This window comes from Nonomuraea sp. NPDC049269 (genome assembly GCF_043197155.1).
GTDB lineage: Bacteria > Actinomycetota > Actinomycetes > Streptosporangiales > Streptosporangiaceae > Nonomuraea.
In genome coordinates this window covers 780,758-804,169 of record NZ_JBICSO010000002.1, presented here as the reverse complement: position 1 = coordinate 804,169, position 23,412 = coordinate 780,758, and the positions used below count along the sequence as shown (strand labels likewise).

Sequence of the window (23,412 nt, the reverse complement as noted above, 5' to 3'; positions counted from 1 at the left end):
GAGCCCCATGACCGCCACCGTGCTGATCGTCGGCAGCGGCCCGACCGGCGCCACCTATGCCCGCCGCCTGCTGGAGACCGTCCGCGAGATTTCCGTGCTCATGGTGGAAGCCGGGCCGGTCGTCTCGACTCCACCGGGTATGAACGTCAAGAACCTCACCGACCCGGACGAGCAGGCCGCTGCCCGGCGCGCGTCCCAGGGCCGGTCCGCCGAGAGCGGCGTGTCCGGCATCCCCGGCGGCGTCGTTGTCGAAGGCACCATCACCGCGCGCCAGGGCACCCACCTCATCGGGCGCGCCGCCGAGGGCTCCGCCGGGATGCCGGCCGCCGCCGCGGCCACGTGCGTCGGCGGGCAGGGTGTGCATTGGACGTGTGCCACGCCCCGGCCGGTCGGCAGCGAGCGGATCGGCTTCATCGACCCGGCCGAGTGGGAGGAGCACATCGCCGCGGCCGAACGGCTGCTCCACGTCACCAGCACGGCGTTCGGCGACTCGCCGCAGGCCGCCGCGATCCTCGAACTGCTCGGCGCCGAATTCGCCCCGGACGGGATCGCCGTCCGGCCGCTCCCGGTCGCCGCCGATTCCCGGCCCGACGGCACGCTGCGATGGAGCGGCACGGACGTCGTCCTCGGTCCGACGCTCGACGATCCGCGCTTCACACTGCGGCCCGAGACGCTGTGCGTGCGGTTGCTCCACGACGGCGACAGGGTCGTCGGCGCCGTCCTGCGCGACCAGCGGACCGGCGCCGAGGAGGAGGTCCGCGCCGACGCGGTGGTCGTCGCGGCCGACGCGATCCGCACCCCCCAACTGCTGTGGGCCTCCGGCATCCGCCCCCCGGCGCTGGGCCGGTACCTGACCGAGCACCCGCTGCTGTTCGGAGTCGTCGCCCTGCGCCCGGGCACCGTCCCCGTGGACGAGGACGAGGACGCGGTCACGCCCGTCGATCCGATCCGCGCGATCATCTCCATCGGCTTCGACGAGGGGCGGCACCCGTACCACGCGCAGCTGCTGTTCAGCCCGATCTGCCCGGTACCGCTGCCGGCGGACAGCCGCCACCGGAACAACTCCGCCGGCTACGTCGGCATGGGGTGGGGCGTGCGCAAATGGCCACGACCGGAGGACCGGCTCGTCTTCGCCGACGACGACCCGGACGAGAACGGCCTGCCCGGCATCCGGATCGCCTACGAGCTGACGGACCGCGAGAAGGCGGAGCTCGAGCGGGCCCGCGGCCACCAGGCCCGTGCGGCCGCGGCGCTCGGCGAGTTCGTCGACGGCATGCCCAAGGTCATGCCAGCCGGCAGCTCGCTGCACTACATGGGCACGGTCCGCATGGGCCCCGTCGACGACGGCACCAGCGTCTGCGACCCGCAGTCGCGGGTTTGGGGTGTCTCCGGCCTGGTCCTCGCGGGCAATGGGCTCATCCCGACGGCGAACTCGTGCAACCCCACGCTGACCAGCGTCGCGATCGCGGTCCGCGGGGCCGCGGCGCTGGCCGCCGACCTCGCGGGTGCGTGCCTTGGCTTGTCGATGCCTCAACAACGACGTCAGAAGGGCTGACATGAACCATCACCTCCACACGGGGAAGTTCCTGGTGTCGGCGGCCGTCGTAGCTCTCGCGCTGGCCGGCTGCTCCTCCTCCTCCTCCTCGGACTCCGGCTCGGGTTCCGGCGGCAAGACCGAGTTCACGCTCACGTACGCCAAGTCCAACAACATCCAGAGCCCGTTCGAGGTTCTGGCCAAGGAGTACATGACGGCGAACCCGAACATCACGATCAAGCTTGAGGGCAAACCGAACGACACCTACGGGGACTCGATCCGTACCCAGCTCCAGGCGGGCAACGCCGCCGACGTGATCGAGACCGAGGGCGGCTCGGGCCAGTCGCGGAGCGTCGTCCCGCTGGCCGAGGCCAAGTTCCTCGAACCGCTCAGTGACGCCGTGACCAAGACCATCCCGTCCGGCAGCGAAAGCCTCTTCCAGCTCAACGGCACGACGTACGGCGAGCCGCTGGGCATCTCCTATGTCGGCCTGGTCTACAACACGGTGGCCGCGCAGGCCGCGGGCCTGACCGCCGCCCCGAAGAGCCTTGATGAGGTGAAGGCCGCCTGCACCAAGGCCGCCACCGCAGGGAAGGCGCTGTTCGTGCTGGCCGGGGCCACGGTGCCCAACGCCGGGATCACCAGCCTGATCATCTCGGCGACCCGGGTCTACGCCGATGACCCCGACTGGAACACCAAGCGAGCCGGCGGCAAGACCACGTTCGCCGGCACCAAGGGCTGGCAGGACACGCTGCAGACCATCGTCGACCTGAACAAGGCCGGCTGCTTCCAGAAGGGCGCCGAGGGCGCCGGCTTCGACGCGATCACCAACAACATGGCCAAGGGCACCTCGGTGTCGTTCTTCGGCCCGCTCGGCTCGGCCTCGGAACTGCAGAAGGCGGCTCCGCAGCAGAAGTTCGTGGCCGAAGCGTTCCCGCCCGCGACCGCTGACGGCAAGGCCTTCGGCGTTGCCAGCGCGACCTACTCGCTGTCGATCAACGCCGCGTCCCAGAAGAAGGAGGCCGCAAAGGCGTTCATCGACTGGCTGGCCGATCCGGCCCAGGCCAGCCTGTTCGCCAAGGCCTCGGGTGGCCTGCCCATCAGCGGGCTCCAGCAGCAGGATCTCTCCACCACGATCTACGCCGACGTGGCCGACCTGCTGAAGAAGGGCGACTACACCCCGCTGCCCAACTCCGGTTGGAAAAGCGCAGGCGTGTACGACGCGCTCGGCACCGGAGTCCAGGGCCTGCTCACCGGGCAGTCCACCGTCGACAAGGTCCTCAAGGCGATGGACACCGCCTGGGACCAGTGATCTAACCGACCGAACGCTGACTCGACTGGGGACCAGATGACTGCCACGCAGATACCGACGGGAGATCCGATGACCACCGCCGTGCAGCCACCCCCGCCCGAGTCGGCAGACCGCTCTCGCCGCCGCTCCGGCGGCGAGAGGCGGGCGGTCCACACTCTCGGACGCTGGTGGTGGGCGCTGCCGGGCGCGCTGCTGGTGATCGCCATGCACTACGGCGCGACCGGAGTCGGCGGGTCGTTCGCCTTCACCAACTGGACCGGGATCGGCTCGTTCGAATGGGTCGGCCTGCGCAACTTCCAGCGCATCTTCGACGACCCGACCAAGCTCACAGCGCTCAAGAACACCTTGGTGCTGGCGTTCGGGTCGGTGATCCTCAGCAACCTGGCCGGGCTGGTGCTGGCCATCGGTTTCAACCGCGTGCTGAAGACCCGCTACATCCTGCGGACACTGTTCTTCATGCCGGTGGTGCTGAGCCCGCTCGCCACCTCGTACATCTGGAAGTTCATCTTCCAGCTCGACGGCCCGCTCAACGCGATCCTGTCCGGCATCGGCCTGGACGGCCTGGTCCGGCCCTGGCTGGCTGACCCCACCTGGGCACTGTGGGCGGTTCTGCTGGTGGTCGTCTGGCAGAACACCGGGTTCGCGATGGTCATCTACATGTCCGGGCTGGCCTCCGTCCCGGTGGAGGTCGAGGAGGCGGCCGCGATCGACGGCGCCAACCTGTGGCAGCGGACCTGGAACGTGATTCTGCCGTGCCTGCGGCCCGCGATCGCCATCGCCACCACGCTCGGGCTGGTGAACGGGCTTCGGATCTTCGACCAGATCCTCGCCCTCACCGGCGGCGGCCCCGCCAACGCCAGCGCGACCCTGGCCACCGAGGTCTACAAGCAGGCCTTCAGCCTCGGCAACTTCGGCTACGGCGCGGCCCTGGCCCTGATCCTGACCGTCATCATCCTGGTCTTCGCGGTGATCCAGCAGCGTGTCGTCCAGGGCCGTTCGGAGGTGTGACCGATGTTCCGCTACACGAAACTGTCCGCCCTGCGGGAGATCGGCTTCTGGCTCCTCGCCGTGGTCTATCTGGCGCCGTTCTACGTCCTGATCGCCACCGCGCTGAAGCCGGACAGCGAGGTCTTCAGCACCTCCGCGCTGGCGCCGCCGAAGTCGCCGACGCTGGAGAGCTTCACCCATGTGCTGTCGGCCGGCGGCGAGTCTGACATCAAGGTGGGACTGGCCAACAGCCTGTTCATCACCACCGGCAGCATTGTCGTGCTGGTGCTGCTGGGCTCGCTGACCGGGTACGTGATCGCCCGCAGCACCCGCCGCTGGAGCCGGGGCCTGTTCTTCTTGTTCCTGGTCGCCATCGTGCTGCCGATCCAGCTCGGGACGGTCCCGCTCTACATCGGTGCGCGGACTCTGCATCTGACCGGCTCGGCCCCCGGCATGATCGTGCTCTACGGCGGCCTGCTGCTGCCGCTGTCCGTGTTCATCTATGCCGGCTTCTTCCGCGGTCTGGGAACGGACTACGAGGAGGCGGCGGCGATCGACGGCGCCGGCCCAGGACAGATCTTCTTCCGGGTCGTGCTTCCGCTGATGGCTCCGGCCACCGGCACGGTCGCGATCCTGGCCGGACTGATCGTCTGGAACGACTTCTTCACGCCGCTGATCTTCCTCGGCGGATCGGACCAGCAGACGCTGCCGGTGGCGATGTACTACTACATCGGCTCGCTCGTCTCGCAGTGGAACCAGATCTTCGCCATCGTGATCCTGTCAATGATCCCGATCCTGGCCTTCTACCTGATTGCCCAGAAACGGTTCATCCAGGGCTTCGCCGGCGGGCTCAAGGGCTGATCGTGAGCGATCATACAAGCCACGCGAACCGGGCCGCCTTCGAGCGCTTCGTCGACCTCTTCTACACGCAGAAGCGGGTGGCCGACGCCTTCGCGTTCCTCGTTGCTGACGACTACCGGCAGCACAACCCCACCATCGCCGATGGCCCGGAGGCGGCGGTCGCGGCACTGACCCCCAAGTTCGACGGCTCCCCGGCCGCGCGATTCGAGGTTCAGCGGATCCTCGTGGACGGCGACCTGGCCATGGTCCATGTCAAGGCGACCCGGCCCGGGAACCAGCCGGCAGCCGTCGCCGACATCTACCGATTCGAGAACGGCCGGATCGTCGAGCACTGGGACGTGTTGCAGCCCGTGCCGACGAATCCGGTCCACGACCATCCGATGTTCTGACGCGCCCGCGTCCGATCCGAAGAGGAATTCACTGATGTACCAACTTGCGCCCAACATCGACCTGCTGTTCGGCGAGGCGGGCGAAGCGCACGACCGGGTTCGTGCGGCGGCCGCCGCCGGCTTCGAAGCCGTCGAGATGTGGGGACCGACCGGCAAGGACATCTCCGCCCTGCGCGACGCGCTGACCGAGACCGGCGTCGCCCTGGTCGCCCAGCTCGCCGAGCCCCGGGTGCAGTTCATGATCCCGCCGAAGAACCACGAGCCGTTCTTCAGCGGGCTCGACGCGGGGGTCGAGGTCGCCCAGCAGCTCGGTTGCCCGCGGTTGGTGGTCGGCAGCGGGACCGGGTTCGGCGGGCGCAAGCGCCAGGACCAGCTCGACGAGCTGATCGAGATCTTCACCAAAGGCGTGGAGCACATCAGCGGCTCCGGCATCACGCTGGTCCTCGAGGCGGTCAACGTCCGGGTCGACCACCCCGGTGCCCTGCTGGACCGCACCGGCGAGGCGGCCTACATCGCCCGCGGGGTCGGCTCGCCCAACTTCGGCGTGCTCTACGACCTGTACCACTCCACCGTAGAGGGCGAGGACGTCGACGCCGAGCTCGCCGCGGCCGCCGACGTCATCCAGTACGTGCAGATCGCCGACCACCCCGGCCGGCACGAGCCCGGCACCGGCGCCATCGACTGGCCGGCCCGGCTGGCCGGCCTGCGCAGCAGCGGGTACGACGGGCCGATCGGCCTGGAGTACTATCCGGCCACCGAGTCGGCGGCCTCGGTCGCCTACATCACCTCGATCGCGGCCGGCGCCTGATGAGTGCTCCGGCGACAGAGCCCGCGGCCGGCGAGCGCGCGATCAAGTGGAGCTACATGGACCACTGGCGCTCCGCGGGCCCGGCCGGTCCGATCGACCAGTGGTACGACCGGGCCTCGATGAGCCGCTTCCTCAAGCAGATCAAGGCCTCCGGCTTCGACGCGATCGACACCTTCGACTTCCGCTTCTGGCAGATCATGGGTGACTACGGATCGGTCGCGAATTACCAGGAGTTCGTGCAGGAGCACGGCCTGGAACGGATCGTCAACACCTTCCACGCCGCCGACTACGACCCGCGCAGCTATGCGCCACATGTCCCCGAGACGCACGCCGCGATCCTGGAGGACTTCCGGGTCACCATGGACCGCTGGTCGGGCATCCAGCTCGACAACATCATCGTGATGCCGGCGACGCTCTACTACGACATGGAACCGGTGACACCGGACAAGATCAAGACCACCGCGGACCTGTGGAACGCCGTCGGCGAGATCACCTTGCAGTGGGGGGTCAAGCTCACCTGTCATCACGAGTTCTTCTGCGGCATCCAGAGCCGCCCGGACCTCGACCTGTTCTACGCCGGCTCCGATCCGCGCTACGTCAACCTCTTCGTCGACACCGCGCAGCACTGCATCGCCTCGGTCGACCCGGTCGATTTCTACACCGCACACGCCGACCGGGTCACCGGGTTCCACTTCAAGGACACCCGTGATCAGGCGCGAGGCGACGATCACCGGCACCGGCCCGACTCGGAGATCATGGCGCCCACCACGGACAAGTGGTTCTACGAGATGGGCACCGACGAGGGCCTGGTCGACTTCGAGGCGATGATGCGCGCCGTCCGCGACAACGGCTACCGCGGCTGGATCAGCGTCGAGCACGACAAGGCCAACAAGGCAGGTGGCGACTACGCCGAGAGCACCGCCATCTCGCGCTGGTACGCCGAGCACGTCCTGTCCCGGATCTACCGCTGAGCCGCGCCGAAGGATCATCATGACCACGTTCAAACTGGGATACGCGATCGACCAGTGGAAGCCGCAGTTCGACGACTTCGTCCGGCGCCGCGACCACGAGCGCGCGCTGAAGACGATCGCGATCGCGGGCTTCAGCGGCGTCCAGTTGACGTCCGGCACCGGCCGGTGGCAGCCGCTCGGCAACCCTCGCCAACTGGCGGCCAACTTCGGATCGGTCGACGGCTTCGGCGAGTTCGTCCGCTCGTGCGCGCTGGACGCCGTCGCCGCGTTCGTCGTCGACCCCGGTCAGGGTTTCCACGAAGACCTCAGCCACGGTGCGGATGCCCGCAGGCCGGCCGACCGGGACGCGGTAGTGGCGAAGTGCCGCTGGTTCGCCGAGGCGGTCGCGCTGACCGGAGGCGACGTCCTGGTCTGCCGCCCCGCACCTTCGGGCGCCGCCGGGAAAGCGGACGACGCGGCGATCGCGGCGCTGGCCGAGTGCTGGAACGCCGCCGGCCAGGCGACCGCGGAGCTGGGGGTGACGACGACGGTGCGGTTCGACTTCCTGTCCTGCCTACGGCTGGCCGACGGCTGGGACCGCCTGCTGGCGGCGCTGGATCCGGCCCTGGTCGGTCTCGCCCTCGACACCGGCGAACTGGCCGCGGCGGGGCGGGATCCGCTGGCCGAGATCGAGCGCAGCCCGCTGCCGCTGCGCCACGTGATCCTGTCGAACGCGCTGGCCGGCGACGGGCTCGGCGAATTCACTCGTCCCGGAGCGGAATTCACGCTGCGGCAGTCCGGCGGGCAGCGCCGCATCCCGCGCTGGTTCGGTGAACTCGAGGAGCCGGGCCTGGTCGATCCGGCGGCGGTACTCGCGGCGCTCGGCCGACTGGGCTACGGCGGCTGGATCGTGGTCAACACCGCACCCAGTCCGCACCCGGCCACCAGCGCGCTGCTCAGCGGCTATCACCTCCACCAGATTCTGCTTCCAGCGCTGACAAGGAGATCGTGGTGATTCCCGACCGGATCATCGAACAAGGAACCCTGACGACGGACGGCTCCCGGGCCGGCGTCGAGGTCCGCTTGCCCTGGTACCGGGCCCTCCCGGGATCGTGCATCGCGGAGGTGACGTTCACGGTGGACGGCGTCCAGGCCGATGCGGAGTCGCTGCGCTGGACCATGAACGACCGCACGTTCGCCATCCCCGACCTGGCCGACAAAGTGGACGAATGGTGGTTCCCGGCCGACTCGGCGGTCGTCGAGGGCGACCTCGCGGTCGAGCCCGGCGACACCGAGCACCGCGTGGACATCGAACTCAAGCTCTACATCCCGTACATCGTCACAGCTCACGGCGTGCTGCGGATCGAGGAGCGCGACTCCAAGACGATGCGCGCGACGGCGGCCACGATGGAGGCGAGGCAGTGATGACACCAGGCCGGCCCATCCAGGGGGTCACCCTCTACAGCTTCACCCGCGCCTTTCACGCCCGCGAGTATGACCTGGAGGGACTGATACGCAAGGTTGCCGCCGACGGTTTCGGGCCAGGCCTGGAGATCATCGGGTTCTCCAGCTTCCGCGGCTTTCCCCAGCTGGACGACGCGTTCGTCGGCTGGTTCCGCGACCTGGTGGCCGAGGTCGACCTGGTGCCGACCTCACTGGCGATCAACGGGGACTGGGCGCTGCGGCCGGACCGCCTGATGTCGCAGTACGAGCTGGTCGCCTACATGACCCGTCAGATCGAGGCCGCGGCCAAGCTCGGTTTCCCGATCGCCCGGGTGCAGATTTCGCTCACCCCCGACTCCATGCAGGCCCTTCTCCCAGTCGCGGAGCGGTACGGTGTCACGCTGGCCCTCGAGGTGCACGCCCACCAGCACGGCCGTCACGAGCTGATCCTCGCGCTGCGCGACCAATACGAGGAGCTCGGTTCGCCCCTTCTCGGGTTCACCGCCGACTGGGGAGCCACCGTCAGCCGCTTCGCGCCGTCCCTGCTGGAGGCGTACCGCCGCCGCGGAGCAACCGAGGAACTGCTGCAGGCCGTCTCCGCGCTGTGGGACCAGACCTGTCAGGAGGGCCCGCCGCTGACCGAGGCCGCGCACGGCCGGCGGTTCGGCGCCTTCATCGAGCTGGCCCACCGCCACGGCCAGCCCGATCTCGGCATCGACTTCGCGATCAACGGAACCGGCCTGTTCGGCCCGGCGCCGGTTGACACCTGGCGCGAGATCGCTCCGTGGATCCGCCACTGTCACGGCAAGTTCTTCGGTGTCGACGCCGTCGGCGAGGAGCCGTCGGTCCCGGTGCGCGACCTGATCGCGCTGCTGGTCGATGTCGGCTACAACGGCGCCGTCTCCAGCGAGTACGAGGGCTGGCACTGGAACTACTGGGAGAGCCCGTTCGAAATCGTCCGGGCCGAGCAGGCGCTTCAGCGCTCGGCCGCACACAACGCCGGCTCGCGCATGGTCGTCGACCCGGCGCAGGCCCGGGACGCCCTGCACCGTCATCTCGCCCAGCCCGTCCGCGGCTGATCAATCTCTAGGTGGAGGAATGACCATGACCACGACCTCGAGTGCCGACATCGCCGGCACCGGGATGAAGCTCGGCATCACCCTGTACTCACTGACCTCCGAGTGGGCCGCCGGGCGCTACACCTTCGAGAGCCTGCTGCAGGAGGTCGCGGACTCCGGGCTTGGGCCGGGCGTGGAGTTCAACGCCGCGCAGATGCTGCGGACCTACCCCTCCGTGGACGACGACTTCGTTCGGATGTGGCGCGATCGCCTCGACCAACTCGGGCTGGAGCCCAGCGCCATGGGCACCAACCTCGACATGGGCCGACGCAAGGACCGGGACATGACCCTGGACGAGGAGTACGACTTCCTGGCGTTGCAACTGCGGACGGCGAACCGGCTCGGTTTCCACACCGTCGTGATCCGCAGCGCCGGCCGGGAACTGCTTCAACGGTTGCTACCGCTGGCTGAGAAGTACGACCAACGGCTGGCCTATGAACTGCATGCCCCGGCCGGACCGAACGACGACAAGATCATGGGAATCCGCGAGCTGTACGACAGTTTGGGATCCGACCGGCTGGGCTTCACCGCCGACTTCAGCGCCACCATGCACAGCCTGTCACCAACGCTGCACCGCACACTCCGGCAGATGGGGCTGCCGGACGAGCACTTCGCGGTGATGGAGCGGATCTGGCGCAAACCAGTCCCGATGCACGAGCGGAACCAGGAGTTCGAGGAGTATCTCCGCGCCCACGGCTTCGACCCGGCGCGGCTCGGGCCGTTCACCCGGCTGGCTTTCAACATGCACGGGCTGGTGCCTCCGGAGGAGTGGATGGACATCATGCCGCGGATCTTTCACGTGCACACCAAGTTCTACGACATCGACGACAACGGCGACGAGCCCGCGATGGACATCCCGCGGATCATCCGGCAGTTCGTCGAGGGCGGCTACACCGGCTACCTGTCCAGCGAGTGGGAGGGGCACGCCTTCGCCGACCTGGGCGAGTCGGACCCTGTCGAACTCGTCAAAGCCCAGCACAAGCTCATCCGCCGCACCATCCAATCGATTGCCTGAGGACGCATCGTGGCCACTCACAACTCGTTGTTCGCCGAGACCGACGTCCACCGGCACCCGGACGGCATCGCCGTCTCGATCCAGTTGCCCTGGTACCGCAGTCTCTGGCTGTCGGCGGTGGACAACCTCACCGCCAAGGTGTCCGGCCAGGAGATCCCCGCCGACCGGCTGCGGTTCGAGCTCCAGGGGCACAGCTACCGGGTCGAGGAACTGCCGAACCAGTGGGAGACGCTCTGGTTCGTCGGTGATCGGCCGGACGTGATCATCCAGCTCGACCCGGCGCCGGAGCCCGGAGCCAAGGTGAGGGTTGAGATCGTGCTGACCCTGCGGCTGCTCTACATGCAGATTGCCCCGCAGCGCTACGTCAGCAACCGGGTTCCCGTCGAGCGAGAGGTTGTACTTGCCTGAGTCACGTCCCGCTACTCAGCCGGGGGTCAGGGACGGGTCCCCGGCTTGTCGACGACCTTCGTCTCCAGCTGTGCGCTCCACACCAGCGGAGCGCCGGCCTTGACGGTTCCGGCCGTCCCGCTGGGGAGGGTCGGAGCGGCCGGTCCGCCCTCGTTGGGGAACGGCTGGTCGGCGAGGTTCTCGCCGTACAGGCCGAGGAAGCGGTAGTCATCGGCGTCAACGATGATCTCGGAACGTTCCCGTGGCCCGGTGTAGGCGAACGCGACGCCGTGGCGGCCCGCGGCGTCCACGGCGTCCTGCTTGACCGAGACGCCGTCGATCTTCGGCAGGGCCCGGAACAGCGCCGCGCGGACCTGCGGGGTGAGCGGCTGCCCGCCCATGAGCGTGCTGATCGTGTGGAAGGCGCGCTCCTGCTCGGACATCCCCCGCCCCTGCTCGAACGGCGAGGCGGGCGTCGCGGCGACGGACGCCTTGACCTTGGCGAGCATCGCGTCGGGCGTGACGGGCTCCTGGGCCAGGTCGGATCCCTTGAGACCGGCGTTCACCTCCTCGATGGCCAGCTTGCCCGCGCCGTCGTCGATCGCCATCTGCTTGCCGTCCAGGCTGTACCAGGTCTCCAGGGTCTCGCGCCTGTCGCGATCCACCTCGGGCCGGGGTTCGGCGAGCAGCGGAGCGATCGACTCCTTCACGTACAGCCACTGCCCCTGAGAAGGGGTTCGCGTGTAGGCGTCGTCGGGGCCGCGCTCGGCTGCCTTGGCGGCCCGCTCGCCGAGCTCCTTGACCTCGGCGTATGCGGCCGACTGATCGTCACCGCGTACCACGCCGTAGCCGACGAGCAGGGCCGAGGCCGCCACGGCGGCGATCCCGAACCGCCAGGCCAGGCGCGGGATGCGGAACGTGCGCCGCCTCGCCGGCTGAGGGAGCGGTTCGCGCATCGCCTGCAGGAGCTGGGCGCGTGCCGCGTCCTTCGCCTCGCGGGTGATCACCGGGGTGGACCCGAGGAACTGCTTGATCTCGTCCATCATGCGACCTCTCTTGTTGGATCGTCGCCCCCGAGGGCGATCCGTGCCTTCTTGCGCGCTCGGTGGAGACGCGAGCGGACCGTCCCGATCGGTACCTTGAGCACCGCCGCGACCTCCTCGTACGTCAGCTCGCCCCACGCCACCAACAGCAACACGTCGCGGTCGCCGGAGGACATGGACGCCAGCGCTCCCGCGAGCCGGCGGTCCACCTCCTGCGCGGCCACGCGGCTGACGACCGTGTCGGCCATCGGCGGCTCGGGCAGCGGGTTCGTGCCGGTACGGCTCAAGGCGCGCAGGAACCGCTCCTCGCCGCGCCGATGCTTGGCGATGAGGTTGGTCGCGATGCCGTAGAGCCAAGGACCGGCGAGCCGCTGGGCAGGGTCGTAGGAAGCGCGGCCACGGAAGGCGGTCAGGAACGTCTCAGCCGCGATGTCGTCGGCCGCCTGAGTGCCGAGCCGCCTGGCGACGAAGCGGTGGATCTGCTCGATGTAGCGGTCGAACAGGCCGGCGAACTGTTCTGGGTCGTCACGTGACCAGCGGATCAGCTCGGCGTCGTCCACCTCGGCTGTCACCGCCGGGTGCGTTTGTGTCATGCCTGTCTTTTCCCGATGTGACGGATCGAGTTCTCGGTGAGCATTGCGCGAGTTGATGACCCTTTCGTCCTTTGCCTTGGGGAAGGCGGGCTGGTCAGGGCGTTATCAGCTGGGTTGGGGGCGTGGCTGAGCGACAATCCTGGCTCGGTCTCGACCAGAATGCCCTGGTTGACCAGGCGCTTGAGCTTGGCGCGGATGTTTTCGGTGTTCTTCTTCACGATGGGCAGGTCCAGTGCCTCGCGGAGGTCACGAGCTGGTAGGGGGCGGCCGAGGCCTGCGAAGACGTCCAGAATCTGCCGATAGGCGGGGTGGTCGGGGACCACGGGAGGCGGTGGGGCCGGCTCTTTCGTGCAGTTCGCCGAGTTGCGCGGCCATGGCGTCAACCTCCGCCTGGGTCTGCTCGATCTGGCCGGTCAGGGCCCGCTCGCGGGCGTCGATCTTGTTCAACAGCCAGGTGCCGGGGTCCGGTTCCTGCGCATCTGACCTGGTCATGTCGACCGCCACGACGGTGCGGGGGCGCGGGGCGACCGGCGAGACATCACGTCGCTCATCTCCCAGTACACCCGTGATTCGGAGCTGGCCGGTCAGCTCCCGAGAGGACCGCCTGATGAACACCACCTACGACGTGCGCGTGTGGCGCGTGCTCACCAACGGGCACCACCTACACCGTGCGGTCACTCACCACTGAAAGGCCCTGGCGAGAGGCGTTCATGACGCGGGCTCTCGCCCCTCCGCCTTTGGTGGCTATTCTTCGCGCTCACCTCGCGACGTATGGCGTAAGCCCGGACGGTCACCTATTCGTCGGAGAGCGCGGCGGTCCGCTCTCGGAGAGCGTCTATGGCCGCGTTTGGCAGAAAGCTCGTATGGGGGCGCTGAGCATGCCTGAGGTCGCCTCACCGCTCGCTGCCCGGCCATACGACCTGCGGCACGCCTGCGTCTCGACGTGGCTCAACGCTGGGGTTCCGGCCCCCAGGTCGCTGAGTGGGCGGGTCACAACGTGAACGTGCTTCTACGGGTCTACGCGAAGTGCATCGTAGGTCAGGACGACTTCGCCCGAAAGCTGATCAGCGAGGCGCTGAAGCCTCCACAAAAGCCCGACTGATCGCCGACACGCATACGACGCACGAGCCCGTAGAGCGCCGTTGACGACCGTGGACAGCCGGACACAAAGCGAGAGGCCCGTCACCGCGTTTCCGCTGGTGACGGGCCTCTTCAGGCTGGTGTGGCAGGTGCAAGGTTCGAACTTGCGTAGGCTGAGCCGACGGTTTTACAGACCGCTCCCTTTGGCCACTCGGGCAACCTGCCTCGTCCTCCGCTCTCGCGGCGACAGAAAGAAGAATAGCGGACTTCCGAGGTACGCGTGACACCGGTTTGTCCCACGCCGGATCACGCTCATCTGCTTCGCCGAAACAACAGCGTCCCCACCGCCGACCGTGCCGTCCTCGTGAACATGTCCGCGTCATGGGCCTGCGGGAACGGGTCCTCCGGCACCGGGACGCCGAGGAAATCGCAGAGCGGCTCCCAGCCCGGGCTCACCTGGAAGAACGAGCGGGCGCTCGATCGCGATCACGGCCTTGACCTCGGCGACATGCTTCGAGAAGGTGCACAACGCGTGCTTGAAGATGGTCGCGTTCACCGGCCAGCCAGCGCTCTGGGCCCCCACGGTCAGGATGACCTTGGCGCGGGGGTAGTGCTCCCAGCCGCTCGAGCGCGCCGTTCATGAACAGCGTTCCTGTACGACCGAAGCCGACCCCGATCACCCGCATGACGCCTGCCAACCTGATCGGAACCCGCCCTAATAGGCAGGCGATGCCGACGATCCGCCGGCACGGTGTGTGGATCAAGGCCCGGCTGCCCTGCACGACGCCCCGATGCTGGCTAGGCTCGTACGCTGGGGTCCGCGTTCGCAGGGGGCGCGTTTCGAGGTCCGCAAGAACTGGAACCGGATACCGCCTAATGCTTACGCAGCGAGAGGATGTGCGTTTTGGCCGATTCATCTTTCGACATTGTCAGCAAGATCGACCGCCAGGAGGTCGACAACGCGCTGAACCAGACGGTCAAGGAGATCGGACACCGCTTCGACTTCAAGGGCACCGGGGCGAGCATCAGCTGGTCCGGGCAGAGCATCGAGATCAAGGCCAACAGCGAGGAGCGGGCCGGGGCCGCGCTCGACGTGTTCAAGGAGAAGGTGATCAAGCGAGGCCTCTCCCTGAAGATCCTCGACGCGGATGAGCCCAAGCTGTCCGGCAGGGAATATCGCATGCTGGTCGCGCTCAAGGAGGGCATCGACCAGGAGAACGCCAAGAAGATCTCCAAACTCATCCGCGACGAGGGGCCCAAGGGCGTCAAGGCCCAGATTCAGGGTGAGGAACTGCGGGTCAGCTCGAAGAAGAAGGACGATCTCCAGGAGGTCATGTCCCTGCTCAAGGGCAAGGACCTGGACATCGCCCTGCAGTTCGTGAATTACCGGTAGCGGGCGCCCACCGTACGTCAGAGATCGCGGAGGGCACATCCGGGGCACACGGCCGAGCACGCTGTCCACGAGGGCACGCGTTCTCTCCTGTGCCTCGGGCCGCTCCTCCGCATACGTGCTAAGCGCCGGGGCGGAAGGTCGGCCGTGCGGGCCGCCGGTGATCAGATGTGCGACCACGGAGCCCGGCAGCAGGTGCGCGGTCGGTGGGGGCAGATGGCTTATTGGGGGCAAAGTCCGTCTCGGCGCGGGCCGTCGTCAGTGCCAGTAGTCGCCGTCCGGCAGCCGCACCCACATGTCGGGCGACCCGTTGACGGCTGCGGCGTTCGTCAACCGTAGTCCCGCGTAGGCGCAGCAGTAGGCCACGGCGTTGTACCGGTAGAGGAACGAGGCCAGGATCTCGTTGGCCGAGTCGTCGGACGACGGGTGCCCGCCGCCCGGGTGCAGATCTCGGCCCTCGATGACACCGTCACGGACAATGCTCCCCTGGTTCCCACTCTTGGGGTTGGCGTAGAGCCCGTAGCAGACAGTGCCCGCTGACAGCAGCTTCATGACCCGGGGCATCTCCGGGCCGTATCCCCAGGGCTGGCTGACGACACATCCGCCGGGCACATCCGTGATACCGACCGTGAGGATGCTTTCGTCATCGTCGTCGTATCCGAGCTCCTCGATCTCCGACTCCTCGACCGGTGTGGCCGACAGCCGCCTTGCCGCTTCTGCCGCGGTGATGCCGGCCACGCAGGCCAGCCCGGTGCCCTCCACGTACAGCGTGCCGAAGGCTGCGATCAACCGCCTGGACTCCGCCGCCGCCTCAATCTCCGCTGTGGACAGGCCCGCCTGACCGGGCGGCACAAGGAACAGATCTGGGGTGAGTCCAGCCAGGCTGAGCCGTCCGGGTGACCAGCCGCCCATCATCGGCCGCCACGGGTCGGCTCCTGCATCGACCAGTGCGCGGGCGTTGTCGGGGCGGTTGGCGAAGACGGCTTGCCAGAGCGCGGTACGGCCCTCATGCTCAGCGTCGACATCGTCCACGCGCCGGGCCAGTTCCGTGATGACTTCCGGTGAGCCTTGCTCAGCCGCGGCGTGTAACGGTCGTACGTGGAGGGGCACGCCCGAGTTGGGGTCCGCGCCCGCGTCGAGCCGGGCACGGATCAGGTCGAGGTCGGTCCAGCCATCCCAGCCGACGCCGGACCAGCCGAGTCGCTCATTGACAGACATGGCGCTCCTTGGAAGGACGTACCGAAAGTGTGTGCCGATCATGGCCGATGGGGCTGACAAAATCGGGATGGGCATGCGAGAGCGCCCGCCATAGAGCGTGGGGCCCTGTGGTTGCGAGCGTTGAGTGGGATATGCCAAAGTCGCGGGACTTGCGTGATCGAAAGGTGGGGTCTTGGCGTTATCGCGTGTCGCAGGCGGGCTGGCCGTGGGTGTGCTGGCGACCGTACTGCCTGCGAGCAGTCCCGCAATGGCGAACGCCGCGCTCCCGCCGTGTCCGCAGATCTTCGGTCACGGCGGCTATCCCAGCGGCGCCAACGGCGCCGACACCTGGAACAGGGATCAAGTACGCCAGCCCAACAACCCCACGGCGATCCGGAAGTACAAGGCTTGGGGTGCGGCGGGGGTCGAGGCAGATCTGCAACTCACCAAGGACGGTACGAAGGCCGTCATGTGGCACAACACCTCCACCTGGGGCCTGAGCGGCGTCAAGAAGAACATCACCGATATCTGGTGGGCCGCCGGTGACACCGCGCTCAAGGGGCGAACGATCAACCGGGGCGTCTTCAGCGGTGAGACCGTCTACACCTTCCGCGAGTGGCTGGCCGCCATGAAGGCCAACAGCATGATCGGGCTGGTCGAGATCAAGCCCGAGACCCGGCCGCTCCTGCTCGGCGCCGACGCCGCGATCAAGTCGCGATCATGGGCGGAGGTGCTGGACCCGGTCAGGGAGGGGTACGCGTCGCAGGAGATCATCCTGTACTCCCATGACGCCGACCTCGAGGCCGAGCTCAAGCGGCGCGTCACCGCGGCGGGCCTGGCTCGGGTGCTGACCGGTGGGCCCAGTTGGCCGGAGGTCACCAAATGGGAGGAACCGCCGCCCTCGTGGAAGCTGAACGAGAGCGCCTGGCAGGCCGCACTCCAGCGGCAGACCAAGCGGATCGCGACCGACTACACACCCCAGCTCAGCGCCTGGCTCAAGGGGAAGTGCCAGTAGCTGGTCATAAGTCCCCCGCGCTCTCCCGCCAGGCGCGCTGCCGTCTTGTGATCTCGCGCAGGAGGCGCTCGAACTCGGCGTACACGTCGGCGCCGATGGCGTGCGTGTGCCGGTGCTTGATCGCGGCCAGGATGGCGTCCGAGCGACTCATCTGGTCCAGCCCGTGCGCTGTGGGCACGATGAGCTTGGCGCGGCGGTCACTGGGGTCGGGGCGGCGTTCGACGTAGCCAAGGGCCTCCAGTTCGTCGATCAGCTTGCCGACGACCTGCTTGTGCTGCCCCGACGAGCGGGCCAGATCGGTGGCACGGCTGCCCTCGGCATCCAGATAGGCCAGGACCGCCCCATGCTGCGGTCGCAGGCCGGGATGTCCCTGCTCGGCGAGGGTGTCGAACAGTTCCTCCTGCACGGCGAACAGTAACTGGCTGGCGAGCACCCCCAAATCAGGATCCGCCCGCTTTCGCTCGCTACGCCTCATGATCTGCCTCCGCTTAGTAGTCACCTTTATTGACTATATACTTGGGTGACTATACCGTTCTCACCGTACCGCGATCGAGGAGGAACCCATGAGCACAACCATCGAACTGACCCGCTTCAAGGTGCGCCCTGACCACGCGGAGGCGATGCTGGCGGCACGCCCGGCGATGCTGGCCGACTTCCGCGGCGACCGGGAGGGCTTCCTCGGTGCCCGTCTGGTGCGGTTGCCCGGAGACGAGTGGCTGGATGTCGTCGAATGGCGCTCGGCGGAGGACTTCGCCGCCTCGCGTGCCAAGGGCGCCAACCTGCCGGGCATCGCTGCCTTTTTCGGCACCATCGCCGAGTTGGTCAGCGCCGAAGAGGGCGTTCTGGCCGACGCCGGCATGTAGCCGCTTCACCAAGCTCCACCGCTGTCCTGCGCGCGGCCCCGCGATAGGGGCATCTTCCACCTTCTACCCGATCTCGCCAGGAGCCTGTCACGATGACCATGCTTGTTCACATCACCGCGGCCAAGAACACACGGTCAATGCGGCGCAGCGGCATCCGCGCGGTGAGCGGTGGGCATGAGGGGGTCTCTGGCGTCTATTGCCTGCCGGTGCTCCCGTCGTACCAGATCACCCATCAGTGGGTCCGCGAGCTGCGGCGAGGCGGGCAGCGTACGCTCGTCGCCGTCTATTTCCGAGTGCCAGATGACGAACCGGTGCAGGTCGGCCACTACAGCCGGTTTCCCGCCGAGATGACCAGCGCCAAAGCGGCGGCGCTGATCGCGGCCCAGCCGGATGCGCGCGGGTACGAGTTCTTCCTCTCGCGGCCTGTCCGGGCTGACGAGATCCACCGCATCCGCAGCGTCAATCAGGTGACGGGGTGGCGCTACATGCCGGACGCCCACGGAAGACCGCCATGCGCGTGCCCGATCTGCAATCCCGCGGGCCAGTACGGCGCTGCCAAGATCCGGAAAGCCTTCGGCGACCCTGACGACGCAAACTGATCGGGCGCCCTACCGTTGGTGCGCGGCGACTATCTCAGCGATCGGTTTGGGGGCCCCGATTTTCAGCGACCGCAGGCCGCCGGTGAGGACAGGTGGTGACCAGCTAATTCCAGGCGCTAGGCACCTGATTGGGCACTTTGCCCTTGAGCTGCTCCTGGTCGATCACATCGCCTCTCAGGGGCAGCAGAACGGTGACCTGCTGTCCCCAAGCGGAGTAGCGGGTGTCCGAGTCGATCCGGAGGGAACCCTTGTAGGAGCGCAGGACACCCTTGGCCGACAGCCGCTCCACCAGTCCGGTCGAGCCCAGGCGGAGGGTGTAGGCGACGGTGCTGACGGGCTCGCTCCCGGAGTACGCGCCGAAGCGCGAGGCGAAGGAACGGGACACCTTGGCCAGCTTGTCGGTCTTGATCGTCCCCTTCAGCACCCCACCCCGCCAGGAGGTACGGTGCGCCAGCAGCGCCTTGAGCGTGGTCGGCTCCAGAACATCCAGCAGCAGGTTGCCGGTCGGCCGATCGGCATACGGGTAACGCACCCAGCTCGTGCCCTGAGGCAATGCGTCGGCAAGGCTCGGGCCTGAGACGTAGTCGTCGTGGCCTGACGAGATCACCCGCAGGGGTAATTCATCCTCGGCGGCGTCCTCCCCCATACCGAGTTTCTTCAGGCCGCTCATCAGTCTTTTGCTGAGCTGCAGGCTTTGGGACTCATCAGAGGTGATTTCGCCCTGCGCGCCTAACCCGACAGTGCCGTCCATATAAAACGTGTAGAACAGGCCGCGACCGTAATCGACCTTTGTGGTGGATACGACGTTCATGCCCTTGCCGCGCGTCCATGCGGCTTGGAGCGCTTTTACCGGGTCGACCTGGGGGGTTGCCTGCGCGGGGGCGGCGGCGAGCTGCGCCAGACCTGCGATCAGGGTTACGCCCACGACAGTCTGCTTCATGAGGGCTCCTTGGAAGGGAAAGACGCAACAACCTTGTGCATAAAAGATCAACTGTCAAGCTCAGCGGAGATTTCGAAGATCGCGTAACGCGTTGTGATGGAGGTCACCACGCAACCGTGACAGTACGGTGTCGCGCCCCCGGTCGAACCTGGCCCCATGACCCCACCCACGATCCTCGTCACCGGACTCGACCCGGACGACCTAGCCGAGACCCGCGCCGCCAACGACCGCCTGGAAGCACTACTCGACCGCCAAACCCCGCTCCACGTGCAGAATGACCCGCCGGCCGCCCGCTCCTTCCAGCGTTCGGGTGGCGGCGGGTTCCCGGCCGCGCCACCTCTTCCAGAGGGGAGCTGGCGAACCGCCGGCGGCCGGATCCCGCTGCGGGTCTTCTTGCCGGGGGAAGGGCGAGCGCCGGCGGGCGTGTTCCTGCACTACCACGGTGGTGGAGGGGTGATCGGCTCGGCGGATGGCCAGGATCCGCGGCTGCGTGATCTGGCGGTCAACTGCGGCGTCGCCGTCGTCAGCGTCGAATACCGGCTGGCGCCTGAACATCCCTACCCCGCTGCCATGGACGACGCGGAGCAGGCCGCGCTCTGGCTGCTGGAGCACGCCGCCGCCGAGTTCGGGACCGAACGGTTGATGATCGGCGGTGAGTCGGCGGGCGCCCGGCTGTCCGTGACCACCTTGCTGCGGTTGCGGGACCGGCATGGCCTGGTGCCCGGCGAGGCGTTCCGCGCCGCGCAGTTGTCCTTCGGCACGTACGACCTCGCGCACGGGACACCGAGCAGTCGCCGGGCCGGGGACCGCAATCGGCTGATCAACGCCCCGATCCTCAAGTGGTTCCGCGATCAGACGCTGACGGGGCGGAAGATGGAGGAACGCTTTGATCCCGATATCTCGCCGCTCTACGCCGATCTGAGGAGGATGCCCCTTGCGCGGTTCACCGTGGGCACGGCCGATCCGGTGCTGGATGACACGCTGTTCATGGCGGCCCGCTGGTGGGCGGCGGGGAACGCGGCCGAGCTGGTGGTGGCGGCCGAGGGGTGGCATGGGTTCACGCTGCAGCCCACGGCCCTGGCCCGGCGCGAACTGGCGGGTCAGGAAGACTTCATCCGACGCCACCTCGCCTAACCTGTTATCGCCATGAACCGTACCGAACGCCTGTATGCCCTGGTCGACGAGTTGCGGGCCATCGCGCCTCGGCCCCGGACGGTTGGGTGGCTGGCGGACAGGTTCGCGGTGTCGCGGCGCACCGTACAACGCGACCTGCAAGCGCTGATGGAGACCGGTGTGCCGGTGCGGAGCGAGGCGGGGCAGTACGGCGGGTGGTTCATCGACAGGAACAGCGCCCTGCCGCCGATCAATCTCACCGCCGCCGAGGCGCTCGCGGTGGCGGCGGCGCTGGCCGGGGCCGAGGACGCCACCCCGTTCTCGGCCGCCGGTCCAGGCGCGATGCGGAAGCTGGCCGCCGCGCTCGGCGAGTCCGCCGCCGAGGAGGTCCGCGCGCTGACCGAGCGGATCCATGTGCTGCCCGCCCGTACCGTTCCGGGCATCCTCGCCGCCGTCGAACAGGCCGTGGCGCGGCAGCGGGTGGTCTGGATCCGGTACGCGGACTCGAACGGCCGGGAAAGCGAGCGGGAGGTCGAGCCGGGCGGGCTGCTGGCCTCCGGGGGCTCCTGGTATCTGATCGGCTGGTGCCGTAGCCGTCGTGCGGGGCGCGGGTTCCGCCTGGACCGCATCCGCGCCGCCGAGCTACGCGACGAACCCTCCCCAGCCCGTACGATCGCCGCACTCGATCACGACCTGGCCGATCGCGCCCGCCAGGCGGAGACGCTCCGTTCGCTCAGCGGGCCGAGCCGCGACCTCTAGCGCTGACCCCAGGAATCACCCACAATTCGGAGACGTGACGAAGATCCCCCTGCGCCGTTTCACCGGCCGTGCCCTGCCCATCGACGAACAGGGCAGGGTGCTCCTGCTCCACGGGTTCGATCCCGCCCGGCCCGACGAGCCGTTCTGGTACACCATCGGCGGCGCCGCCGATGACGGTGAGACGCTCCAGGAGGCCGCCCTGCGCGAGCTGCACGAGGAGGTCGGCATCCGAGCCGGCGCCGACCAGCTCACCGGGCCGTACGGGACGGGCACGATCGAGTTCTTCTTCGCCGAGTACGCCGTCACCCAGGACCAGACGTTCTTCGCGGTCCGGGTGCCCGAGGGCGTGACCATCTCGTACGAGCACATGGAGGAGCTGGAGAAGGACACCACGCTGGGTCATCGGTGGTGGAGCGCCGAGGAGCTGGAGGCCACCGACGAGGTCTACTTCCCCGAGGACCTCGCCGCCATCGTACGCAAGATCAATTCTGCTGCTTGACGGGAATAAGGCAATTGTTTTAAATGCGGTCATATCGGCCATCCGGAGGTCACCGTGAGTGGCACGCCCGATTACCCGTTCCGCAATCCCACCGCCCTGGAGCCGCCTGAGGAGTGGGCGAACCTGCGCGAGGGCTGCCCGGTGGCGCCGATCCGGCTCGCCAGCGGCGACGAGGCGTTGCTGCTCACCCGCTACGACGACGTCAAGCAGGTGCTGTCCGATCCGCGGTTCACCCGCCACCTGGACGCCGCCAACGCGGCCAGGACCACCACCAACGCGTCCGGCGGGCCGTTCGCCCAGCGCAGGAGCGGTATGGCCGCCTCGGTCGGCGAGGGGCACCAGCGGTGGCGCCGCCTGGTCGGCAGGGCGTTCACCGCCAAGCGCGTCGCGGCCATGGCTCCGCGGATGGCGGCGATGAGCGAGCAACTGATCGACGCGATGGTGGCGCAGGGGCCGCCGGCCGATCTCGTCTCCGGCCTGGGCTTTCCGCTGCCGGTATGGGTGATCTGCGATCTGCTCGGGGTGCCGAACGAGGACCGGTTCCGGTTCGCGTACTGGTCGGACACTCTGATGAATCTCTCGAAGTACGAGCAGAAGGAGATCGACGCCGCGCAGGCCGAGTTCAACGAGTACTTCGCCGCGCACATCGCCGCCAAGCAGGCACAACCCGGCGACGACCTGATCAGCGACCTCCTCGCCCTCGTCAAGGAGGACGACCTGATGACGGAGGCCGTGGTGCTGGGCACCGGCCAGAGCCTCCTGGTCGCCGGGCACGAGACCACCGCGAACATGATCGGGAAGATGGTGGCGATGCTGCTGGCCGACCGACGGCAGTGGGAGCGGCTGCTGGCGGACCCGTCGCTCGTCCGTTCGGCGGTTGAGGAGACCCTGCGCTTCGACGCGAACCCCGGATTCGGGATGCCGCGCTACATCACCGAGGAGATCGAGGTCGGCGGCACGACGCTGCCGCCCGGGACCACGGTGGTCTGCAGCATGGCCTCGGCCAACCGCGACGGACAGGCCTTCGAGGACGCCGGCGACATGGACGTGAGCCGCTCCCCCAACGCCCATCTGTCCTTCGGCGCCGGGCCGTACTCGTGCGTGGGGCAGGCGCTGGCGCGCACCGAGTTGCAGACCGTCCTGTCCGTACTGCTGCGCCGACTGCCCTCGCTGGAGCTGGCCGTTCCCGCCCGCGAGCTGGCCCGCCGCGAGGGGCTGCTCGTCGGCGGGCTCCAGCAGGTGCCCATCAGGTGGTGACCGCGGAGAAGGGACGGCCATGAGGGTGGCGGTGGATCGGGACAAGTGCTGCGGGGCGGGACAGTGTGTGATGATCGCGCCGGAGGTGTTCGACCAGGACGAGGACGACGGGATCGTGCTGCTGCTCGACGACAGCCCGGAGGCGCGCCTGCACCAGGCCGTGCGCGAGGCGGCGAGCGTCTGCCCGGCCGCCGCGATCCAACTGTCCGAGCCCGACCTGACGACGTAGCCCAGCCTGTCGCACTGCTGCCCGAGCCCGA

The 23,412-nt window shown here is 68.2% G+C and carries 29 protein-coding genes and 1 tRNA gene; 22 read left to right on the top strand and 8 right to left on the bottom strand.

The features are described 5' to 3' along the window. Positions 1-7: 7 nt before the first annotated feature. The 12 genes from ACGFNP_RS13585 (at position 8) to ACGFNP_RS13530 (ending at position 10,825) form a co-directional block, all read left to right on the top strand. Positions 8-1,555, top strand: a complete 1,548-nt coding sequence (locus ACGFNP_RS13585) for a GMC oxidoreductase (RefSeq protein ID WP_393318125.1) — start codon at positions 8-10, stop codon at positions 1,553-1,555. A 1-nt stretch (position 1,556) separates the two neighbouring features. Continuing rightward, positions 1,557-2,846, top strand: a complete 1,290-nt coding sequence (locus ACGFNP_RS13580) for an ABC transporter substrate-binding protein (protein WP_393318122.1) — start codon at positions 1,557-1,559, stop codon at positions 2,844-2,846. Between the two features lie 69 nt (positions 2,847-2,915). Continuing rightward, positions 2,916-3,854 (top strand): carbohydrate ABC transporter permease, encoded by a 939-nt coding sequence (locus ACGFNP_RS13575; RefSeq protein ID WP_393318119.1) that lies wholly within the window; start codon positions 2,916-2,918, stop codon positions 3,852-3,854. A 3-nt stretch (positions 3,855-3,857) separates the two neighbouring features. Beyond that, the gene (locus tag ACGFNP_RS13570) at positions 3,858-4,694 is read left to right on the top strand and encodes a carbohydrate ABC transporter permease (RefSeq protein ID WP_393318116.1); all 837 of its coding nucleotides are present in this window, start codon (positions 3,858-3,860) and stop codon (positions 4,692-4,694) included. A 2-nt stretch (positions 4,695-4,696) separates the two neighbouring features. Continuing rightward, entirely contained in the window at positions 4,697-5,083 is a 387-nt protein-coding gene (locus tag ACGFNP_RS13565; RefSeq protein ID WP_393318113.1) for a nuclear transport factor 2 family protein, read from the top strand. Positions 5,084-5,117: 34 nt separating this feature from the next. Beyond that, positions 5,118-5,891, top strand: coding sequence for a TIM barrel protein (locus tag ACGFNP_RS13560; RefSeq protein WP_393318110.1), 774 nt, complete (start codon positions 5,118-5,120; stop codon positions 5,889-5,891). Beyond that, entirely contained in the window at positions 5,891-6,862 is a 972-nt protein-coding gene (locus ACGFNP_RS13555) for a sugar phosphate isomerase/epimerase family protein (RefSeq protein ID WP_393318107.1), read from the top strand. Before ACGFNP_RS13560 ends, ACGFNP_RS13555 begins: the two co-directional genes overlap by 1 nt. Positions 6,863-6,881: 19 nt before the next feature. Then, the gene (locus tag ACGFNP_RS13550; protein WP_393318104.1) at positions 6,882-7,856 is read left to right on the top strand and encodes a sugar phosphate isomerase/epimerase family protein; all 975 of its coding nucleotides are present in this window, start codon (positions 6,882-6,884) and stop codon (positions 7,854-7,856) included. Next, positions 7,853-8,266: a DUF6379 domain-containing protein gene (locus ACGFNP_RS13545; RefSeq protein ID WP_393318101.1), complete on the top strand. Its 414-nt coding sequence runs from the start codon at positions 7,853-7,855 to the stop codon at positions 8,264-8,266. Before ACGFNP_RS13550 ends, ACGFNP_RS13545 begins: the two co-directional genes overlap by 4 nt. Further along, positions 8,263-9,363, top strand: a complete 1,101-nt coding sequence (locus ACGFNP_RS13540; protein ID WP_393318097.1) for a sugar phosphate isomerase/epimerase family protein — start codon at positions 8,263-8,265, stop codon at positions 9,361-9,363. The genes ACGFNP_RS13545 and ACGFNP_RS13540 overlap by 4 nt, the downstream gene beginning before the upstream one ends. 25 nt (positions 9,364-9,388) lie before the next feature. Continuing rightward, positions 9,389-10,417: a sugar phosphate isomerase/epimerase family protein gene (locus ACGFNP_RS13535; protein WP_393318095.1), complete on the top strand. Its 1,029-nt coding sequence runs from the start codon at positions 9,389-9,391 to the stop codon at positions 10,415-10,417. A 9-nt stretch (positions 10,418-10,426) separates the two neighbouring features. Further along, complete coding sequence (locus tag ACGFNP_RS13530) at positions 10,427-10,825, top strand: DUF6379 domain-containing protein (RefSeq protein WP_393318092.1); 399 nt, start codon at positions 10,427-10,429, stop codon at positions 10,823-10,825. A gap of 26 nt (positions 10,826-10,851) precedes the next feature. Here ACGFNP_RS13530 and ACGFNP_RS13525 read toward each other — a convergent pair whose 3' ends face one another. From ACGFNP_RS13525 to ACGFNP_RS13515, 3 genes are read right to left on the bottom strand one after another with little or no spacing between them, the layout of a single operon-like run. Further along, positions 10,852-11,850: a CU044_5270 family protein gene (locus tag ACGFNP_RS13525; protein ID WP_393318089.1), complete on the bottom strand. Its 999-nt coding sequence runs from the start codon at positions 11,848-11,850 to the stop codon at positions 10,852-10,854. Beyond that, on the bottom strand, positions 11,847-12,440 hold the full coding sequence (locus tag ACGFNP_RS13520) for an RNA polymerase sigma factor (protein ID WP_393318086.1): 594 nt from the start codon (positions 12,438-12,440) through the stop codon (positions 11,847-11,849). The genes ACGFNP_RS13525 and ACGFNP_RS13520 overlap by 4 nt, the downstream gene beginning before the upstream one ends. After that, a complete protein-coding gene (locus tag ACGFNP_RS13515) occupies positions 12,437-12,658 on the bottom strand; it encodes a hypothetical protein (RefSeq protein WP_393318083.1) in 222 nt (73 codons plus the stop codon). Before ACGFNP_RS13515 ends, ACGFNP_RS13520 begins: the two co-directional genes overlap by 4 nt. 130 nt (positions 12,659-12,788) lie before the next feature. On the opposite strand from ACGFNP_RS13515, the gene ACGFNP_RS13510 reads away from it, so the two are divergent. Next, the gene (locus ACGFNP_RS13510; RefSeq protein ID WP_393318080.1) at positions 12,789-12,923 is read left to right on the top strand and encodes a hypothetical protein; all 135 of its coding nucleotides are present in this window, start codon (positions 12,789-12,791) and stop codon (positions 12,921-12,923) included. Positions 12,924-13,663: 740 nt separating this feature from the next. Here ACGFNP_RS13510 and ACGFNP_RS13505 read toward each other — a convergent pair. Further along, positions 13,664-13,745, bottom strand: a tRNA-Tyr gene (locus tag ACGFNP_RS13505). Positions 13,746-13,832: 87 nt separating this feature from the next. After that, positions 13,833-13,976: a sulfotransferase gene (locus ACGFNP_RS13500; RefSeq protein ID WP_393318077.1), complete on the bottom strand. Its 144-nt coding sequence runs from the start codon at positions 13,974-13,976 to the stop codon at positions 13,833-13,835. 439 nt (positions 13,977-14,415) lie between these two features. Here ACGFNP_RS13500 and ACGFNP_RS13495 point away from each other — a divergent pair, with 439 nt between their 5' ends. After that, positions 14,416-14,913, top strand: a complete 498-nt coding sequence (locus tag ACGFNP_RS13495) for a YajQ family cyclic di-GMP-binding protein (RefSeq protein ID WP_358339756.1) — start codon at positions 14,416-14,418, stop codon at positions 14,911-14,913. 255 nt (positions 14,914-15,168) lie between these two features. Here the strand turns inward: ACGFNP_RS13495 and ACGFNP_RS13490 are convergent, their stop codons facing one another. Further along, positions 15,169-16,128: an ankyrin repeat domain-containing protein gene (locus ACGFNP_RS13490; protein WP_393318074.1), complete on the bottom strand. Its 960-nt coding sequence runs from the start codon at positions 16,126-16,128 to the stop codon at positions 15,169-15,171. Between the two features lie 172 nt (positions 16,129-16,300). Here ACGFNP_RS13490 and ACGFNP_RS13485 point away from each other — a divergent pair, with 172 nt between their 5' ends. Beyond that, positions 16,301-17,122 (top strand): glycerophosphodiester phosphodiesterase, encoded by an 822-nt coding sequence (locus ACGFNP_RS13485; protein WP_393318071.1) that lies wholly within the window; start codon positions 16,301-16,303, stop codon positions 17,120-17,122. Positions 17,123-17,126: 4 nt separating this feature from the next. Here the strand turns inward: ACGFNP_RS13485 and ACGFNP_RS13480 are convergent, their stop codons facing one another. Beyond that, complete coding sequence (locus ACGFNP_RS13480; protein ID WP_358339750.1) at positions 17,127-17,597, bottom strand: MarR family transcriptional regulator; 471 nt, start codon at positions 17,595-17,597, stop codon at positions 17,127-17,129. An 88-nt stretch (positions 17,598-17,685) separates the two neighbouring features. Here ACGFNP_RS13480 and ACGFNP_RS13475 point away from each other — a divergent pair, with 88 nt between their 5' ends. Together ACGFNP_RS13475 and ACGFNP_RS13470 are read left to right on the top strand one after the other, a co-directional pair. Then, positions 17,686-17,985 carry an antibiotic biosynthesis monooxygenase family protein gene (locus ACGFNP_RS13475; RefSeq protein WP_393318068.1) on the top strand — a complete coding sequence of 100 codons (300 nt, stop codon included), beginning with the start codon at positions 17,686-17,688 and terminating at the stop codon, positions 17,983-17,985. Positions 17,986-18,077: 92 nt separating this feature from the next. Continuing rightward, positions 18,078-18,584: a hypothetical protein gene (locus ACGFNP_RS13470; RefSeq protein WP_358339746.1), complete on the top strand. Its 507-nt coding sequence runs from the start codon at positions 18,078-18,080 to the stop codon at positions 18,582-18,584. 103 nt (positions 18,585-18,687) lie between these two features. On the opposite strand, the gene ACGFNP_RS13465 is transcribed toward ACGFNP_RS13470, so the two are convergent. Beyond that, positions 18,688-19,524, bottom strand: a complete 837-nt coding sequence (locus tag ACGFNP_RS13465; RefSeq protein ID WP_393318065.1) for a hypothetical protein — start codon at positions 19,522-19,524, stop codon at positions 18,688-18,690. Positions 19,525-19,680: 156 nt separating this feature from the next. On the opposite strand from ACGFNP_RS13465, the gene ACGFNP_RS13460 reads away from it, so the two are divergent. The 5 genes from ACGFNP_RS13460 to ACGFNP_RS13440 are packed head-to-tail and all read left to right on the top strand — an operon-like array spanning position 19,681 to position 23,381. Then, on the top strand, positions 19,681-20,658 hold the full coding sequence (locus ACGFNP_RS13460; protein ID WP_393318062.1) for an alpha/beta hydrolase: 978 nt from the start codon (positions 19,681-19,683) through the stop codon (positions 20,656-20,658). A gap of 12 nt (positions 20,659-20,670) precedes the next feature. Next, on the top strand, positions 20,671-21,396 hold the full coding sequence (locus ACGFNP_RS13455; RefSeq protein ID WP_358339740.1) for a WYL domain-containing protein: 726 nt from the start codon (positions 20,671-20,673) through the stop codon (positions 21,394-21,396). 34 nt (positions 21,397-21,430) lie between these two features. Continuing rightward, on the top strand, positions 21,431-21,895 hold the full coding sequence (locus ACGFNP_RS13450; protein ID WP_393318059.1) for an NUDIX hydrolase: 465 nt from the start codon (positions 21,431-21,433) through the stop codon (positions 21,893-21,895). A 54-nt stretch (positions 21,896-21,949) separates the two neighbouring features. After that, a complete protein-coding gene (locus ACGFNP_RS13445; protein ID WP_358339736.1) occupies positions 21,950-23,152 on the top strand; it encodes a cytochrome P450 in 1,203 nt (400 codons plus the stop codon). A gap of 19 nt (positions 23,153-23,171) precedes the next feature. Continuing rightward, positions 23,172-23,381, top strand: a complete 210-nt coding sequence (locus ACGFNP_RS13440) for a ferredoxin (RefSeq protein ID WP_393318056.1) — start codon at positions 23,172-23,174, stop codon at positions 23,379-23,381. Positions 23,382-23,412: the final 31 nt, after the last annotated feature.